The organism is Actinacidiphila sp. bgisy167, assembly GCF_057707665.1.
On the sequence record NZ_JBYIQP010000014.1, the window covers coordinates 18857 to 34976 of the forward strand.

Genomic DNA, 16120 nt, shown 5'->3' on the forward strand with positions numbered 1-16120 from the left:
ACTGCGGCCGCAGGCGGGCCCCTGCCTACACGGCCGCATCGGTGGGGGTTCCGTCCCGCTCCGGGAGCAGCTCGGGCATCCCCTCCACCAGCACCACGACACCGATTACCTCACCGGCCTCGGAACGGCCGACCCACACCGGGTAGGTACCGTCCCCGGTCGTCGCGAAGGACATGAGCTCGCCGCCGGAAGCCTCGTCCCAGGTGCGCAGCGTGAACATGGAGCCGTCGTCGATGTCCTCGTACCCGTCCAGGTCCGACTCCCCCCGGATCAGCCCCCGCTCGAAGAGTGCGATGAGCGGCTCCCAGGCCCCGGCGTCGGCGAAGCAGCCGGTGGCGCCGTCGGTGTCGAAGCCGACTATCTGCTGCTCGATGAACAGCCGCGGATCGTCATCCGGGCCGAGGGCCATCTCCCAGGTCGCTGCGGGGGTCTCGCTGACGAGCAGGCGGACGGCCGTGGGATCCGTAGTCGTGACCTCGGCGTCCCGCCACTCGCAGTGGTAGCTGAAGCGGACCCGCGCCTCGTCGAGTACGTACTCCCCGGGCGGGACGGGGACCGTAATGCGCGGCCCGTCGCCGTGGTCGAGGTCCGGGCCGGAGACGGCCAGCAGCCCGCTGGGTACGCGCAGGGTGCCGACCCGGCGCGGCTCCACGACGGTCATCTCGGGGTGGTACCCGTCGGTCACGCGCACCCCGGGCCGGAACAACTCGTTGATCGGCCCGGGCTGCGCGGGGCGTGGCGGACGCCAGCAGGTAGCGGGGGCGTCTCCGCCACCTGGCTCGGCTGCCTCGGCCACCTCAGCCGCCTCGAAGGCCGGCGGCTCAATGAGCCCGTGTACCTGGGCCGAGAGCAGCGGCCACTCCCCGAAGGCGGGGCGGTCCATCCAGCGCTCGGCGTCCAGGAGTCCGGGCGAGGTGGCGGAGGAGCCCCCGCCCTGCCCCTGCCGCTCCTCCGTCCGTCGGCCCCTCCCGTCCGGGAAGAGGTCCACGGCGATGCGTGGGCACGCGTTGTCGAACTCCGCCATCTCTGGGCCTGTGTAGTACCAGCCGACAGAGTACCGGCGCAGCAGCCGCGACGGATCGTCCAGCAGCCGCATGTCCAGGTCGTAGGTGCGGCGGCCCTGGGCGTCGTAGACCCACAGCCCGACGTAGTGGTCCCGCCAGGAGACGAGCCGGACTTCCAGCGGAACCTCCCGGTCCGGCTCCCGGTACACCACCACGTACGGAAGCCCGGCGGCATCCCGCTCCCGGGCCTCCTCGGCGGATATCGGCCGCCAGGGCGCACAAGCCTCCAGGTTCCACGCCTGCGCGTACCCCACCTCGACGACCATTGCCGCTCCGCTTCCTGCAACCTGCCTTGGTTCTGTGCCGAGCTGCAAGGTAGCCGCTGCCTGTGAGAACGGCCCCACTGGGCGGGCGGCGGGCCAGCTCCGGCGCCCAGACGGTCGTGCCGGTGATCCGGTCCATGACCCGCTCAGCGAGTGGCTTGCCAGCGTGATCCGTTGAGCCGCCAGCACCACTCTGTCATGGACGGCTCAGACACGGGCGTTCGGCCTAACGAAATGGCCAGGTGCGAAGCAACGGGGTCACCGTCAGAGCGTGGCGGCTGCTTCGCACCGTGGATCCGGGACAGGAGACCGGGGCCGGGTAGGGGGCGCCCCGGCCGGAGGCCGGGGTAGGGGGTGAGGCGGAAGAGCGGGGAACACATCCAACAGCACGAACGGCCGCACGCGAGAACCCCGGGGGCGACCGAACGTGTGACGCCGCGCACCCGCACTGGGCACATCGGTTACCCACGAGTAGCATGGTGCGCGGAGCCGCCATTTCCTGCCCGCGGCAAGCGAACCCGCACCTTGAGGAGAGCCAACGTGCCTCGTACCGCTAGGGACGTCGTCTTCGTCGACGGCGTCCGCACCCCGTTCGGCAAGGCGGGCCCGAAGGGCATCTACCACGAGACCCGTGCCGACGACCTGGTCATCAAGTCCATCCGGGAGCTGCTGCGGCGCAACCCGTCGCTCCCCCCGGAGCGCATCGACGAGGTCGCCGTCGCCGCCACCACCCAGATCGGCGACCAGGGGCTGACCCTGGGCCGTACGGCCGCGATCCTGGCGGGACTTCCCACGTCGGTGCCCGGTTTCTCCATCGACCGCATGTGCGCGGGCGCGATGACCGCGGTCACCAGCGTCGCCGGCGGCATCGCCTTCGGCGCGTACGACCTGGCGCTCGCGGGCGGCGTGGAGCACATGGGCCGGCACCCGATGGGCGAGGGCGTGGACCCGAACCCGCGCTTCGTGTCCGAGAAACTGGTCGACGAGTCCGCCCTGTTCATGGGGATGACGGCGGAGAACCTGCACGACCGCTTCCCGCACCTGACCAGGCGGCGGGCCGACGAGTACGCCGTCCGCAGCCAGGAGAAGGCGGCGAAGGCGTACGCCGACGGCACGATCCAGCAGGACCTGGTGCCCGTCTCGGTGCGCCGCACCTCCCCCGAGGCCGGAGAGACCGGCTGGGGCCTGGCCACCGCGGACGAGCCGATGCGCCCGGGTACCACGCTGGAGGGCCTGGCGGCCCTCAAGACCCCGTTCCGCGCCCACGGGCGGGTCACCGCGGGCAACTCGGCGGGCCTCAACGACGGCGCCACCGCCTCCCTCATCGCGGCCGAGGACGTCGCCGAGGAGCTGGGCCTGCCGGTGCGGATGCGGCTGGTCTCGTACTCCTTCGTGGGCGTCGAACCCGAGGTCATGGGCTTCGGCCCCATCCCGGCGACCGAGAAGGCGCTCGCCAAGGCGGGCCTGTCCATCTCCGACGTCGGCCTGTTCGAGATCAACGAGGCCTTCGCCGTGCAGGTGCTGGCCTTCCTGGACCACTACGGCATCGCCGACGACGACCCGCGCGTGAACCAGTACGGCGGCGCCATCGCCTTCGGCCACCCGCTGGCATCCTCCGGCGTGCGCCTGATGACGCAGCTGGCCCGTCAGTTCGAGCAGCAGCCGCACGTCCGCTACGGCCTGACCACCATGTGCGTCGGCTTCGGTATGGGCGGCACCGTGATCTGGGAGAACCCGCACTTCGACGGAGGCAGCAAGTGACCACCACCGCCGAGCTCCTCAAGGGAGCGGCCGAGCTCTTCCCGGACGAGGTCGTGACGCAGGCGCACGTGCGCCACCTCGACCTTCCGCTGGGCGCCGGGCGCTTCGCGCTCATCACCCTGGACAACGGCCTGGACCACACCAAGCCGACCACCTTCGGCCCGCAGTCGCTGGCGAACCTCAACACCGCCCTCGACCAGGTCGAGAAGGAGGCCGCGGACGGCGCCGTCGTCGGCGTCGGCATCACCGGCAAGCCGTTCATCTTCGCGGTCGGCGCCGACCTCAAGGGCATCGAGCTGCTGAAGCGCCGTGACGACGCGCTGGCCATCGGCAGGGGCGGCCACGACGTCTTCCGCCGTCTGCGGTCGCTCGGGGTCCCGACCTTCGCGTACTACAACGGCGCGGCCATGGGCGGCGGCGTCGAGGTCGGGCTGCACTGCACGTACCGCACCGTCTCGTCGGCGATCCCGGCGTTCTCGCTTCCCGAGGTCTTCCTGGGCCTGGTCCCCGGCTGGGGCGGCTGCACCCTGCTGCCGAACCTCATCGGCGCCGAGCGCGCGGTGAGCGTCATCATCGAGAACTCGCTCAACCAGAACAGGCAGTTGAAGGGCGGCCAGGTCTACGACCTCGGGATCGCCGACGCCCTGTTCGACGGCGCGGACTTCCTCGAGCAGTCGCTCTCGTGGACCGCAGCCGTCCTCAAGGGCCAGATCCAGGTCGTCCGCCCCGACATGGACCGCGGGGCGGCGTGGGACGAGGCCGTCGCCAAGGGCCGCGCCTTCGCCGACTCCAAGGTGCACCGCGCCGCTCCGGCGGCGTACCGGGCGCTGGACATCATCGCCGCCGCCAAGGACGGCGACCTGTCGGCCGGCTTCGCCGCCGAGGACGAGGCGCTGGCGGACCTCATGATGGGCGGTGAGCTGCGCGCCGGTGTCTACGCCTTCAACCTGGTGCAGAAGCGCGCCAAGCGCCCGGCCGGCGCGCCGGACAAGAGCCTGGCGCGTCCGGTCACGAAGGTGGGCGTGGTCGGCGCCGGTCTGATGGCCTCGCAGCTCGCGCTGCTCTTCGCGCGCCGTCTGGAGGTGCCGGTGGTGCTCACCGACATCGACCAGGAGCGGGTGGACAAGGGCGTCGGCTATGTCCACGGCGAGATCGACAAGCTGCTCCTCAAGGGCCGCGTCAACCGCGACAAGGCGAACCGTCTGAAGGGCCTGGTCTCCGGCTCGCTCGACAAGGACGCCGCCTTCGGCGACGCGGACTTCGTCATCGAGGCGGTCTTCGAGGAGATCGGCGTCAAGCAGCAGGTCTTCGCCGAAGTCGAGGCGGTGGTGAAGCCGGAGACGATCCTGGCCACCAACACCTCCTCCCTCTCGGTCAGCGAGATGGCCTCCAAGCTGGAGCACCCGGAGCGGGTCGTCGGCTTCCACTTCTTCAACCCGGTGGCGGTGCTGCCGCTGCTGGAGATCGTGCGCGGCGCGGAGACCGACGACGCGGCGCTGGCCACCGCGTTCGCCGTGGCGAAGAAGTTGAAGAAGACCGCGGTGCTGACCAAGGACGCCCCCGCGTTCGTGGTCAACCGCATCCTCACCCGCTTCATGGGCGAGATCCAGAACATCATCGACGACGGCACCCCGATCGAGACCGCCGAGAAGGCCATCGAGCCGCTCGGCCTGCCGATGTCCCCGCTGGTGCTGCTGGAACTGGTCGGCCCGGCGATCGGTCTGCACGTCTCCCAGACGCTGCACGCCGCCTTCCCGGACCGCTTCACGGTCTCCCCGAACCTCGCGGCCGTCGTCGAGGCGGGCAAGCGCGGCTTCTACGTCTACGATTCCGGCACACCGGAACTGGACCCCGAGGTCGCCGCGCTCCTGGTGCAGGGCGACACCGTCCTGACGGAGCAGCAGGTGCGCGACCGCGTCCTGGACGCGGTGACGCGGGAGATCGGCATCATGCTGGAGGACGGCGTCGTCGCCGAGGCGCAGGACATCGACCTCAGCCTGATCACCGGTGCGGGCTGGCCCTTCCACCTGGGCGGCATCACGCCGTACCTGGACCGCGAGGGCGTCTCGGAGCGGGTGAACGGCAAGCGGTTCCTGCCTCCGGGCATGGCGAGCGTGCCGGCGTGACGCCGACTGCCGCAGTGCTGTGAAGGGAGGGCCGTACGGAGGAAGTGATCCCGTACGGCCCTCGCTGGCGTTCAGGGTGCGTCACCCCGTGAAGCGGGCGACTCCGTCGTGCAGCTCACGGTCCGTGGGCGCTGGGAACACGGACGCCGCCGGCTCCTGCGTGACGGAGATGGCGACCTGGGTCCGTGCGGACTCGTAGCCCCGGGCGTCCACGGCGAAGACCTTGACCAGGTGCGTGCCCTCGCTCCACGGCCGGTCGGGTTCCCACGACCACGTGCCCTCGGTGCCGACCGCACCCGAGCCCAGGTACCGGCCGTTCTCCCACAGGCTGACACGGACGGCGCCGGGGGCGGTCCCCGAGATCCGCACGGCGCCTGCGGGCACCTGCCGGCCGTCGACCGGAGTCACGACGACCGGCGCCGCGATCGCCTGGCCCTGCCGAACCGATGTGGCCTCGAGGTAGGAGTCGATCGCGGACCTGTCGCGGCGGGGCTCCTCGAATCCGTTCTGCACGAATCCGATGCGCGGGGCGATCCCGTCGACCAGGAGGTGGGCGATTCCCATGAGAGGAGGGACGTTCCGCCTGGTCACTTCCGTGTGATCGGCGATGAGCGGGGAGTCGCTGTAGATGAAGTTGACGTTCTCGTAGTCCTGGAACAGGTCGAGGAAGGGGGCGATCTGCTCCTCGTACTGCGCGTCCTGCCGGGAGGAGAGCAGGTAGAGGTTGGCACCGCGGTTGGCGCCGGCGCGAACGAGGTTGGGAAGGGCGGAGTCGAGGATCCGCACGTTCTGCTCCGACACCTCACCCATCATGAACCGGGCGACCTTCGGGTGGTACCGCTCCACGTAGGAGCCGACCAGGAACTGCGGCACCATGGACACGACGTTCCGGAATCCGTATTTCAGACCGAAGTAGAGGGCCGCGCTCCCGCCCTTCGAGCCACCCCACAAGGTGCACTGGTCCGGTGTCAGGTCAAGTGCCTCCATCACCTTCCACACCAGGGTGGCCACGGACTGCTCCAGCCCGAAATCCATGCCCTTGCAGAGGTAGTAGCTGTTCATCCCCTCGAACCGGTCGCGAATCCACAGGATGTTCGCGCGCAGCCCGTCGAAGACCCCGTTGGACCAGCCGTAGTCGAGCGGTGCCGAGAAGTTCGCGAACACCACCACCAGGTGGCGGTTCCCGTTCTTCGCGTGAGCGAACCGGTACTCGACGGGGAACGCCCCGGAGGCTTCGATGCCTCTGAACGTAGGACGTCCTCCCGATGCTTCCTTCGCCATGCGCGAGATCATTCTCCCTGGATCAACGACGCGACACGAGACGTCCCGCGCACGGTCGGTGAGGCGGAACCGTGCCGGGGGGCACGCCCCTCGGGGGTTCCGTCCGTCGTTCGGCGGGGTCAGGTCGTGACTTCGTATTCGCTTCCTGCGGCGCCTTCGGGCGCCTTGTTCCCGACGCCCTGCGTCCCCATGCGACGCGCCGGGGCCGGTGGCGCCCAAGGGGCCGGAGACTGCGGGGAGTCACCGCCTGCCGCGAGGATGCGGTCCGTGAGCCGCACCGAGGCGTATCCGTCGTCCAGGTCGCAGAACTCCTCCTGGAACCAGCGGTACCGCTCGGTGTAGGCCTTCTGGACCAGGTCGATGTCGCTGATCGCGTCGATCAGTTCCCGGGAGGTGTAGACCAGCGGTCCGGGAGCGCACTGCTCGAAGTCGAAGTAGAAACCGCGCAGCGTGTCACGGTAGTGCTCGAGGTCGTAGGTGAAGAAGAGGATCGGCCGGCCGGTGTTCACGAAGTCGAACATCAGCGACGAGTAATCGGTGATCATCACGTCGGTGATCAGAGAGAGGTCCGCCATGTCCGGGTAGTCGGACACGTCGAACACGAAGCCGTCCCCCGCCCGCGGCACCGGGTCCACGACGTTGGGGTGGCGGCGCACCAGCAGGACGTGGTCGTGGCCGAGTCGCGCACGGGCGTCGTCCAGGTCGACGCGGAAGTCGAACTTGTACTTCCCGGGTGCGTAGAACTGGTCGTCGCGCCAGGTCGGCGCGTACAGGATGACGCGCTTGCCGTCGGGCAGCCCGATCCGCCGGCGCACCGCGGCCGCGCGCTCTCCGGAATCGGATCGGCGCAGGACGTCGTTGCGCGGGTACCCGGACTCGACCATCTCCCCGGGGAAACGGAAGGCGCGCTGGAGGATGGGCGTGCTGAAGCTGTTGGGCGACACCAGCATGTCCCAGTTGCGCACCTCCTTCTCCACCCGCTCCAGGTAGCGGCGGTCCGCGAAGTGGACGGCCTCGATGTCGTGGCCGATGCGCTTGAGCGGGGTGCCGTGCCAGGTCTGGACGACCACCTGGCCGTCGCGCTTCTCGAACCAGTCGGGAAGGTGGTTGTTGGCGACGATGTACCGGCAGGTGGCCAGCGCCTCGTACCACTCGGGCGACCACATCCGGACCGGGCGGGCCGTGGACGGCAGCGCGACCTGGTCGTCGCGGACCGCCCACAGGGCCTCGAGGCCGACGCCGCGCCGCACCATCTCCTCGTGCACGGCACGGGGGCTGTCCGAGTACTGGGTCCCCTTGAAGGCGTCGAACAGCACGGCCGGACGGACGGGTTTGCGCCGGGCGGCGGGATAGGTCCTGGTGCGCAGGAGCTTCTGCCGGTACGGGCCGCGGGCAGCGTCCGGCATCGCCGAGTGCACCAGCAGCGACAGCCGGTCGTACCCCTCCGCCTGCAGTTCGTACGTCCGGTCGTTCTCGGTGTGCGAGCGGGGGAGCCCGCCGATGAGCCCCTGTTCGATCTTCACCATGAGGTCCTCGGAGCGCTCCTCCGCCGGGACGACGGAGGGGTCCTGCCGTCTGAGGAAGAAGTCCCAGCGTCCGGAGGCGAGCGGTATGTCGCCCGCCAGGGTGCGCATCGCTGCCGGGGTGAGGACGGAACGGAACCCGTGACCGCTCCAGACGAGCGGGACGACGCGCTCGGCACCGTGGGCTCGGGAGCGGGCCACCAGGTGCGCGGAGGCGAACTCGATGGAGGAGAGGCGGTCCACCGCCGGGTACCGGCCGACGATCTCCAGCGATCCGTCCGCCCACCAGTTGACGTCCGTGACCGTCGGGAGCATGGCGCGCTCGAAGAGCACCAGGTATCCGGCTCCGTTGCGGTGGACGAAGACCTCCCGGTCACCCTCCGGGGTCTGCAGGCGGTGCGGCATCGGGTGGCGCCCGTCCTCGACGCCCTCGGCCATGACGGGGTAGAGGGTCGCGTTCCGGCCTTCCACCCGCAGGGTGGTCTTCCACCCGTTGCTGCCCATGCTCCAGCTCTGCGGGATCGCGCTGTCGTCCTGCGAGCGGGAGCGGGGCACGAGGCTGTCCAGCGGGATGCGGGTGACGAAGCTGCACCAGCCCTCGCCTCCCGGGGTGAAGACCACCCGCGACTCGTGGTGCCCCGAGCCGCCCATGCTGGTCACTCCGAACAGGCCCCAGTCCGGTACCCGGGGCCCCAGGTACACGCCGCCGATCACCAGGTGGTCGCCGTCGACCCGGTGCCGGGTGATGCGGCAGCGGACGATCTCCACCCGGAGCTTCAGCTTGTCCTGCAGGAAGACGGGGACCAGCCGGACGTTCTTGTCGACATAGCGGTACGGCGGGTTGGCGGCGGTACCGGCGGTGCCGCGCGTGAGGCCCCGGTAGCGGAACAGACCGCGGCTGAGGACCCCGGCGGCCACGTCCCAGGTGCCCTCGACCCACTTCCCCTTCTTCTTCAGCCGGGTGGTGTCGATCCGTGCCTCGAAGCCCGACCAGTCGTAGCAGTAGCGGCTCTGGTTGGACTGCTCGGTGGCCTGCGGATCGAACGTGGTCTTCGCGGCCGTGACCAGCAGGCGGCCCTGCTTCTTGTGGCGGAGCGCTATGACCTTGACCGACATATGCCGTTTGTGCACGTTGATGAAGCGTATGTAGGCGGAGCCGTCGATGACGAGGTCGTCTTCGTCCCAGCGCACGCCGCGGACGGAACCGTGCAGCGACAGCTCCTTGTCCAGGCGGTAGGCGCTCTTGTCGAGCCCCACCGAACGGTCGCCCAGGTACGGGTAGTTCAGATAGCGGTGGACGCGGCGGCGCACCGGCATCGGGCCGCCCTTGCGCTCGAACTCGATGACGTCGAGGAGCTCGTCGAGCTTTCGCTCGCGCACCAGCAGCCACTTGACCCGCGCGTCGGCCGGCAGTTCCTGGATGATGGTCGGATCGGCCTCGTCCAGGAACAGGTTGGCCCAGTTGACGAAGGCGTCCCTGTACTCCTCATCGGCGTCGGGCAGCACCTTGAGGTGCAGCATCAGGTCGGACTTGAGGCAGGCGAGGTCGTACGTGCGCTTGTGGAGATCGAACTCCCGCGACTGGTGCCCGGCAAGGAATCGGCTCACCGACTGCACCGCGGACACACGGTCCCGGAGGTTGCCGATCTCCGTATGGCGCTGCGTGATCGACGGGGCCGCCCCGCCTTCCCGCCGACGCCAGAAGTACACGACGTCCGTGACGACATCGACCTTCTCCGCCCTGAAGTGGGCGAACATGTTGACCCAGGAGTCCTCGTACAGGACGCCCTCGGGGAACGCGATGCGGTGGTGGTCCCAGAACGACCGCCGGAACACCTTGTTCCACACCGTGCGGTCGTAGATGAGGGCGTCGAACTTCGTGATGTGCGTGCCGCGGCGATTGGCCTGCATCGGCCCTCGGTGCAGCGGGGACTGCCATTTCGTGCTGGAGTTCATCATCTGCACGTTTCCCGACACGAAGTCCGAACCGGACTTCTCGAGCGTGCGCACCAGCACTTCGTAGGCGTGCTCGGGGATGACGTCGTCCCCGTCGACGAAAGCGAGGAACTCGGCGCCTGGGTGGGTGGCGCGGATGCCGACGTTCCGGGCGTGACCGGGACCGTGCGGCTCCTGGCGAATCAGCCGGAAGCGGGAGTCACGGGCACAGAAGTCCCGGGCGATCTCCGTCGACGCGTCAGTCGATCCGTCGTCGACGAGGATCACTTCGAGATCCCCGAAAGTCTGCCGGGCGATCGACTCCAGGCATTCCTCGAGATAGATCTCGACGTCCTGGAAGGGCACGACAACACTCAGCCGCCGGCGCACAGGCACCCATCACTCCCACTCAAGCAACTCGCACGGTCCGGCACCAGACGCCGGACGTGCCGAACCCCGCCCCGAATGCCGCGTCCACGCCTGATGAGCGAGCGGGTCCGCGGGTCTCCCCCGTGGCATCGCGATGGTTTAACAGGAAACCCTCACGGGGTGAACACAATCTCATGTCCTGGATACGGTCAAGGCTTGACCTGCGATTCCAGGCGGTATGTCCGACATGGGGGCGGGCCGTGTTGGCGCCCCCGGGCTCGACCGCCGCCTCAGACGCGCGCCCACGCGGCCAGAGTGAGGCCGGGTTCCTCGCGTTGCCGTGCCACCCGGAGCCCTCCGTCGGGACCCAGCAGGGCGAGCACGACACGTCCCTGGGCGTCGGTGGCCAGGGAAGGCGTCCCGAGACAGGGCACGCCGGTGTCGACCCACCACGTCCCGGAGGCCTCGGCCTCCGTACGGCAGACCGCGACCATCGCGCTCCCGTCCCGTCCCCGGTGGGCCACCACCATGCAGTCCTGGCCGTCCAGCACCGTACGCAGCACCGCGTTGCCCGTGTCGGCGGCCGGGCTGCCGCCCAGCGGGACGACCCAGCCCCCCAGTCGGTGGGCGACGAGGCCGGAGCCCGCCGCATCGGTCCAGAGGTAGGTGAGCCTGTCCGGAGCGGTCACGAGCGCGGTGAGCGATCCCGGCGCCGGTGCCGGGATCATGTCGAGGGAGCGCCGCAGTGCCCCGCCGGCCTCCGACTGGGTCCAATACAGGGCCGAGGTGGCGGTGGGCGCCAGCAACTCGATGCGGCCGTCCGGCGAGACGACGGGACAGAGCCCGTCACGGACACCGTGACCGCGCAGGTCCCGCCAGGGTTCCCAGGCGCCGCCCCTGCCCTCGCGCCGGAGCATGACGCCGCCGTCAGCGGTACGCACGAAGACGTGCACCGTGCCCGCGGCGTCGACGGCGGCCGCCGGCGCGCCCAGCCGCACGGCCAGCCCCGGGTCCTTGTGCGGGTTGCCCACCGACACCCACTCCGTCAGTGGGCGCCCCGTCTGGTACTGCAGCGCGTAGGCCACGTCCACCGTCACCCCGCCGTCGGGCAGCGGACGTTCGCGGCGGCCCACGAAGTGCACGAATCCCTGGGGGCCCCGAACCACCGACAGATCCGTGAGACCGGCGGCCGGGAAGAAGCGCGGACCCGTCCACTCGTCGCCGCCCGGTGCGGTCTGCGTCCACCGGAGCAGGCCGTCCCGGCCGGGGGCGTAGGCGGTGAGCCTGCCGTCGGCGCCGCGCACCAGCCAGGTTCCGGCGGCCGCGCCGGTCGCCGCTTCCCCGGTGTCCGCGGCGCCCGAGGGGCCGGCCGCCCGCCGGGCCGCCGGCCGACGTCGCGCGGCGCGTGCCGCTCCACCCCTCATGACGTGCGGCCCCCCTCGGCCCCGTTGGTTGTTCGCCATCAGAACACCCGATTCTTCTCATGATATGCACGCGGGCTACACTTCCGCGGATCTCGGCCACGAGAGGGAGGGCTGCGGCGCCCGGCGTCGCGACCGGTTCCCGGGACCGCGCACCACGGAGGACTTCGCACGCAATGCCGCACGCCACCGACACCGTTCACGAGACCGTCCCGGCCGCCCCGGCCGCGAAGGCGGGCGGGTCCCGCGGCCGGCGGATCCGCAGGGTCGTCATATGGACGCTCCTGGCCCTGATCCTGCTCACCGGGGGCGGCGCCTGGTGGGCCTACCAGCGCCTGGACTCCAACCTCAGCAGCATCGACCTGGAACAGGAACTCGGGCCGGACCGCCCCGAGAAGCTCGCCACCGGCGCCATGGACATCCTGGTGCTCGGCTCCGACTCCCGCTCGGGCGCCAACAAGGGCCTGGCGGGCGGCGACACCGGCGGCACCGCCCGCTCGGACACGGCCATGGTCCTCCACATCCCCGAGGGCCGCACGAGCGCCGTCGCGGTGAGCATCCCGCGGGACACCCTGATCACACGTCCCGAGTGCACCGCCCGCGACGGGAGCCCGCTGCCGTCCGCGAGGCGCGTGATGTTCAACTCGGTCTACACCTTGGCCGGCCCGGCCTGCGTGGTGAAGACCGTCGAGCGGATCTCGGGCGTCAGGATCGACCACTACGTCGAGGTGGACTTCGCCGGCTTCCAGGATCTCGTGGACTCCCTCGGCGGGGTCACAATCACCCTCGACAAGACCATCCACGACACGTCCAGCGGCCTGGACCTGGAGGCCGGCACGCACCGCCTCGACGGCACCGAGTCGCTCGCCTTCGTCCGCACCCGCCACGGCATCGGCGACGGCAGCGACCTCGGCCGCATCGGGCTGCAGCAGCAGTTCCTGCTGGCTACCCTCGACGAGGTCAAGCGGCAGAACCTGCTCGGCAGCCCCGCCAAGGCCTACCGCGTCGCCGACTCGGCCACCCGCTCCCTGACGACCGACTCCGGTCTGGGCTCCCTGCGGAAGCTGGCCGACTTCGGGCGCAGCCTGCAGGGGCTCGACCCGGACCACCTGCGCACGGTCATGCTGCCGGTGGCCTACGACAAGGTCGACCCCAACCGCGTGGTGGCCGCCGAGCCGCAGGCGTCCCGGCTGTGGAAGGCGATCCGGGAGGACACCGCTGTCCCCCGGTCGGTGCTGGAGTCCACGACCTCCAACTGAGGCTCACCCGGCGGGCGGCGGCCCCTCCACGGCCCGCGCGGTGCAGTAGGCGACCGTCAGATCCCGTACCAGCGCCTTGCGTTCGTAGTCTTCGAGGTCGACCAGGCCGCGGTCGAGGAGACCCCGCACGGTCTCGCCGACGGCGGTGAGGGCGTCGTCCAGGGCGGCCCGGCGGTGACGGGCGTCCAGTGCGGCGAGTTGGGCGCGGCGCATGGCCGCGGCCACGGCGGGGGCGTAGTCGACGCGGACGGGCCGGGCGGAGAACACCTCGACCCCGACCGGCCGCAGGTCCTCGACGAGGCTCCGGGTGAGGTCGTCGGCGAGGCGGTCGGCGTCGCGCAGCGTGGGACCCGGGCCGTGGAAGTCGTCGGCGGGCAGCCGGGACACACACCGCGCGACCGCGGCCTCGACCTGCTCGCGCAGGTAGCGGACATGGTCGTGGACGGTGAAGGCGGCCCGGGCGGTGTCCCGGACCCGCCACACCACCAGGACCGTCGTCCGGAGCGGGATGCCCTTGGCGTCGGTGGCCTCGATGGGGCTGCTGCGCCAGTGGCGCAGGCTGGTGTCGACCCGCCGGCGGAGGAGCAGCGGGCTGATCCACAGCAGCCCGGTGCGGCGGACGGTGCCGCGGTAGGCGCCGTGCCGGGACAGCAGCCAGACGGCGCCGGGACGGCCTCGGACCAGGCCGAGCGCGGTCAGGGCGGCGACCGCCGCGAGGAAGGCCGCGGCGCTGCCGCGCAGGACGGGCGACGACCCGGCGGGGCCCAGCAGGAGCGCGGCCGTGCCGGCGGCGACCGCCAGGGCCGTGAGCACGGCGACGCCGCCGGGCAGGCAGCGCCCCGGACGCTCGGCGATCTCGGGCAGCGGCGCCGCGGCGGCCGGGCCGGGGGCCGCGTCCACGGCGGGGGCCTGGGCGGGGGCGGGGAGTTCGGCCGGGCTCCCCTGAGCGGTGATCGTCACGAGAACAGCCGCCTCCACGTCCCGGGGCCCGGGTAGCCGTCCGCCTGGCTTCCCGACCAGCCCAGTGACCGCTGGAAGGCCTCCACCGCGCGCCGGTCGGCCTCACCCCAGCGGGGACCGGGGCCCATCGCGTAGAACCGGCCGAAGCCCTTAGCAGCCAGCCGCCGTCCCAGCGCGAGCACATGCGGGCTCGACCGGCCGGGCCTGAAGGCGTCGATGCCCGGGTAGGCCGGGGGCGCCGCCGGGCGGCTGCCGCCGATGTCGGACCCCGCGCCCTGGATCAGGTAACGCCACGTCAGGGGACCCGGGAAGCCGTCGGCCTGGTCGCCCTCCCAGCCCTGGGCGCGCTGGAAGGCCCGGGTGGCGCGGCGGTCGGCGTCGCTCCAGCGGGGCCCGGGACCGTCGGCGTAGTAGGCGCCCGCGCCGCGCTGCCGCAGCATCGTGCCGAGCCGGGTGACATAGCCGTTGGTGGCGCCGGGCCCGAAGGACCAGCTGCCCGGGTAGCCCCCGGAGGCCAGGTCGCCGAGGCCGAGGTCGCCGGCGAGCTCCCCGTAGAGGTCGTCGTAGAGGTCGCCTGGGCCCTCGCCGCGCAGGTACTTGTAGCGGTAGGGGACATAGCGCTTGGAGTGGTCCCAGTAGGCGTACGGCGTCGTGCGCACGCGGGCCCGCGGCCGGGTCTGCTCGTAGGCCACGTAGCGGGTGTGCGCGGCGTTCGCCCAGCCCCCGAAGATCGTGACGTGGGAGCCGTCCACGGGGTCGCGGGGGTTGTGGAAGAGCAGGATGTCGCCCGGTTCGAGCTCGTCGCGGCCGATCCGTTCGGCGTAGCGCGGCAGGGTACCGGTCCACTGGCTGCTGCCCAGGCCCCAGGCCATGGAGACGAATCCCGAGCAGTCCTGCCGGTAGCCGTCCCGCCAGCGGCGGCCCATGTCGTACGGGACGCCCGCGTCGACCCAGCGCCGGGCCCGCTGGATGACCTGGTCGCGGGTCAGCCGCAGCGGGGCCGTGGCGCCGGCCAGGTCCGGCCGCGCCTGTTGGGTCCGACCGGCGGGCGCGGCCTGGCCGGCGTCCTGCGCCGGGGCGGCCACCGCGGCGGGCGCCATGACGGCGGCACCCCCCGTGGCCAGGAGGACCAGCGCGGCGGGGACCGCGGCCGGTGGCGCGCACGGGGACGTGGCGCGGGTCGCCGCCCGGATCAGCCGCCGCCGTGCGCAGTCCTCACAGACGCAGCCCGGCTGCGGCCCGACCTCGTCGAACACCGGCGTGGACATGTGCACCACCACTCCTCGCGATCGAGTGCCACATGCCCTTATTACCCGATTTTCCAGTCAATCTGACGGAATGACAGCGGGTGGTGTGGTCAGCCGGTCGCGGTGGTGTTCTCCACGACCTCGGCGACAGCCTTGTCGACCAGCCGCGTCAGCTGCTCGGGCGTGAGATCCGGCGCACCGCCCGCGGGGTCGGTGACCGTCTCGCCGTTCACCTGCACGACCGGCACGGAGGTGAATCCGGCCGCGGCGAACTCCTCCTGGGAGCGCCGCACCCAACCGTCGTGGTCCCCGCCCTGGACGCAGGGGACGAAGTGCGTCTCGTCCACGTCCCCCGCCTTCTTCGCCAGGTCCTTGAGGAACGTGACCCTGGTGAAGGGGTCGTCCTGGGGGTCGGCGGGCTGCGCGTCCCACACCTGCGCGACGAACTCCTGGAACCGGCCCACGTCCTGCGCACAGGCGGCAGCGTTGGCCGCGGCCAGGGAGCCGGCGCCGCCGTCGGCGGCGTCGGTGGGCGTCACCAGACGGTAGTCGATCTGCACCTGCCCGGTGGCGACCAGCTTGGCGAGGGTGTCCGCGTACTCGGAGGCGAAGGCCTTCGACTCCGGGCTGCGCAGGTCCTCGTACACGGTCAGGGTCACCGGCAGCTTCGTCGGCCGCACCGGCACCGCCAGCTGTTCCTCGCCGGAGGCCCCGGCCGGTGCCTTGACCTCGTGCTGCTTCTCACTGCGTACATGGGCCCCGAGGACGGCGGAACCCCCGAACACCACGCCCAGGACGATCACCGTCCCGGCATAGGACCGCCAGCGCTTGGACTTCGTCTGTTTCACCGGGACTTTCTACCATCGCGTACACGCACGCCCCGTGGGGGGTACGGATCACCGGCGGGAGCG

The 16120-nt window shown here is 71.2% G+C and carries 10 protein-coding genes; 3 read left to right on the forward strand and 7 right to left on the reverse strand.

From position 1 onward, the window contains the following. Positions 1-25: 25 nt before the first annotated feature. A complete protein-coding gene (locus tag AC3ET4_RS08070; protein WP_431947453.1) occupies positions 26-1330 on the reverse strand; it encodes a DUF4241 domain-containing protein in 1305 nt (434 codons plus the stop codon). A 537-nt stretch (positions 1331-1867) separates the two neighbouring features. Here AC3ET4_RS08070 and AC3ET4_RS08075 point away from each other — a divergent pair. Then, the gene (locus tag AC3ET4_RS08075) at positions 1868-3088 is read left to right on the forward strand and encodes a thiolase family protein (protein WP_431947455.1); all 1221 of its coding nucleotides are present in this window, start codon (positions 1868-1870) and stop codon (positions 3086-3088) included. Further along, the gene (locus AC3ET4_RS08080; RefSeq protein ID WP_431947457.1) at positions 3085-5214 is read left to right on the forward strand and encodes a 3-hydroxyacyl-CoA dehydrogenase NAD-binding domain-containing protein; all 2130 of its coding nucleotides are present in this window, start codon (positions 3085-3087) and stop codon (positions 5212-5214) included. Before AC3ET4_RS08075 ends, AC3ET4_RS08080 begins: the two co-directional genes overlap by 4 nt. 81 nt (positions 5215-5295) lie before the next feature. On the opposite strand, the gene AC3ET4_RS08085 is transcribed toward AC3ET4_RS08080, so the two are convergent. The 3 genes from AC3ET4_RS08085 to AC3ET4_RS08095 form a co-directional block, all read right to left on the reverse strand. Then, positions 5296-6495: a hypothetical protein gene (locus AC3ET4_RS08085; RefSeq protein ID WP_431947459.1), complete on the reverse strand. Its 1200-nt coding sequence runs from the start codon at positions 6493-6495 to the stop codon at positions 5296-5298. Between the two features lie 119 nt (positions 6496-6614). Next, a complete protein-coding gene (locus AC3ET4_RS08090; protein ID WP_431947461.1) occupies positions 6615-10319 on the reverse strand; it encodes a bifunctional glycosyltransferase/CDP-glycerol:glycerophosphate glycerophosphotransferase in 3705 nt (1234 codons plus the stop codon). A 293-nt stretch (positions 10320-10612) separates the two neighbouring features. Continuing rightward, complete coding sequence (locus AC3ET4_RS08095; RefSeq protein WP_431947463.1) at positions 10613-11746, reverse strand: PLL family lectin; 1134 nt, start codon at positions 11744-11746, stop codon at positions 10613-10615. 173 nt (positions 11747-11919) lie between these two features. On the opposite strand from AC3ET4_RS08095, the gene AC3ET4_RS08100 reads away from it, so the two are divergent. Then, positions 11920-13002 (forward strand): LCP family protein, encoded by a 1083-nt coding sequence (locus AC3ET4_RS08100; RefSeq protein ID WP_431947465.1) that lies wholly within the window; start codon positions 11920-11922, stop codon positions 13000-13002. A 3-nt stretch (positions 13003-13005) separates the two neighbouring features. Here the strand turns inward: AC3ET4_RS08100 and AC3ET4_RS08105 are convergent, their stop codons facing one another. The 3 genes from AC3ET4_RS08105 to AC3ET4_RS08115 form a co-directional block, all read right to left on the reverse strand. Next, positions 13006-13962, reverse strand: a complete 957-nt coding sequence (locus AC3ET4_RS08105; RefSeq protein WP_431947467.1) for an SPFH domain-containing protein — start codon at positions 13960-13962, stop codon at positions 13006-13008. Next, positions 13959-15230 (reverse strand): peptidoglycan-binding protein, encoded by a 1272-nt coding sequence (locus AC3ET4_RS08110; RefSeq protein ID WP_431947469.1) that lies wholly within the window; start codon positions 15228-15230, stop codon positions 13959-13961. Before AC3ET4_RS08110 ends, AC3ET4_RS08105 begins: the two co-directional genes overlap by 4 nt. A gap of 89 nt (positions 15231-15319) precedes the next feature. After that, a complete protein-coding gene (locus tag AC3ET4_RS08115; RefSeq protein ID WP_431947471.1) occupies positions 15320-16057 on the reverse strand; it encodes a DsbA family protein in 738 nt (245 codons plus the stop codon). Between the last annotated feature and the right edge of the window lie 63 nt (positions 16058-16120).

Bases quoted from the DNA above. Each gene is read 5' to 3' on its own strand.
- AC3ET4_RS08100 (WP_431947465.1), top strand. From the start codon at position 11,920: ATGCCGCACGCCACCGACACCGTTCACGAGACCGTCCCGGCCGCCCCG.
- AC3ET4_RS08110 (WP_431947469.1), bottom strand. From the start codon at position 15,230: ATGTCCACGCCGGTGTTCGACGAGGTCGGGCCGCAGCCGGGCTGCGTC.
- AC3ET4_RS08070 (WP_431947453.1), bottom strand. From the start codon at position 1,330: ATGGTCGTCGAGGTGGGGTACGCGCAGGCGTGGAACCTGGAGGCTTGT.
- AC3ET4_RS08085 (WP_431947459.1), bottom strand. From the start codon at position 6,495: ATGGCGAAGGAAGCATCGGGAGGACGTCCTACGTTCAGAGGCATCGAA.
- AC3ET4_RS08095 (WP_431947463.1), bottom strand. From the start codon at position 11,746: ATGAGGGGTGGAGCGGCACGCGCCGCGCGACGTCGGCCGGCGGCCCGG.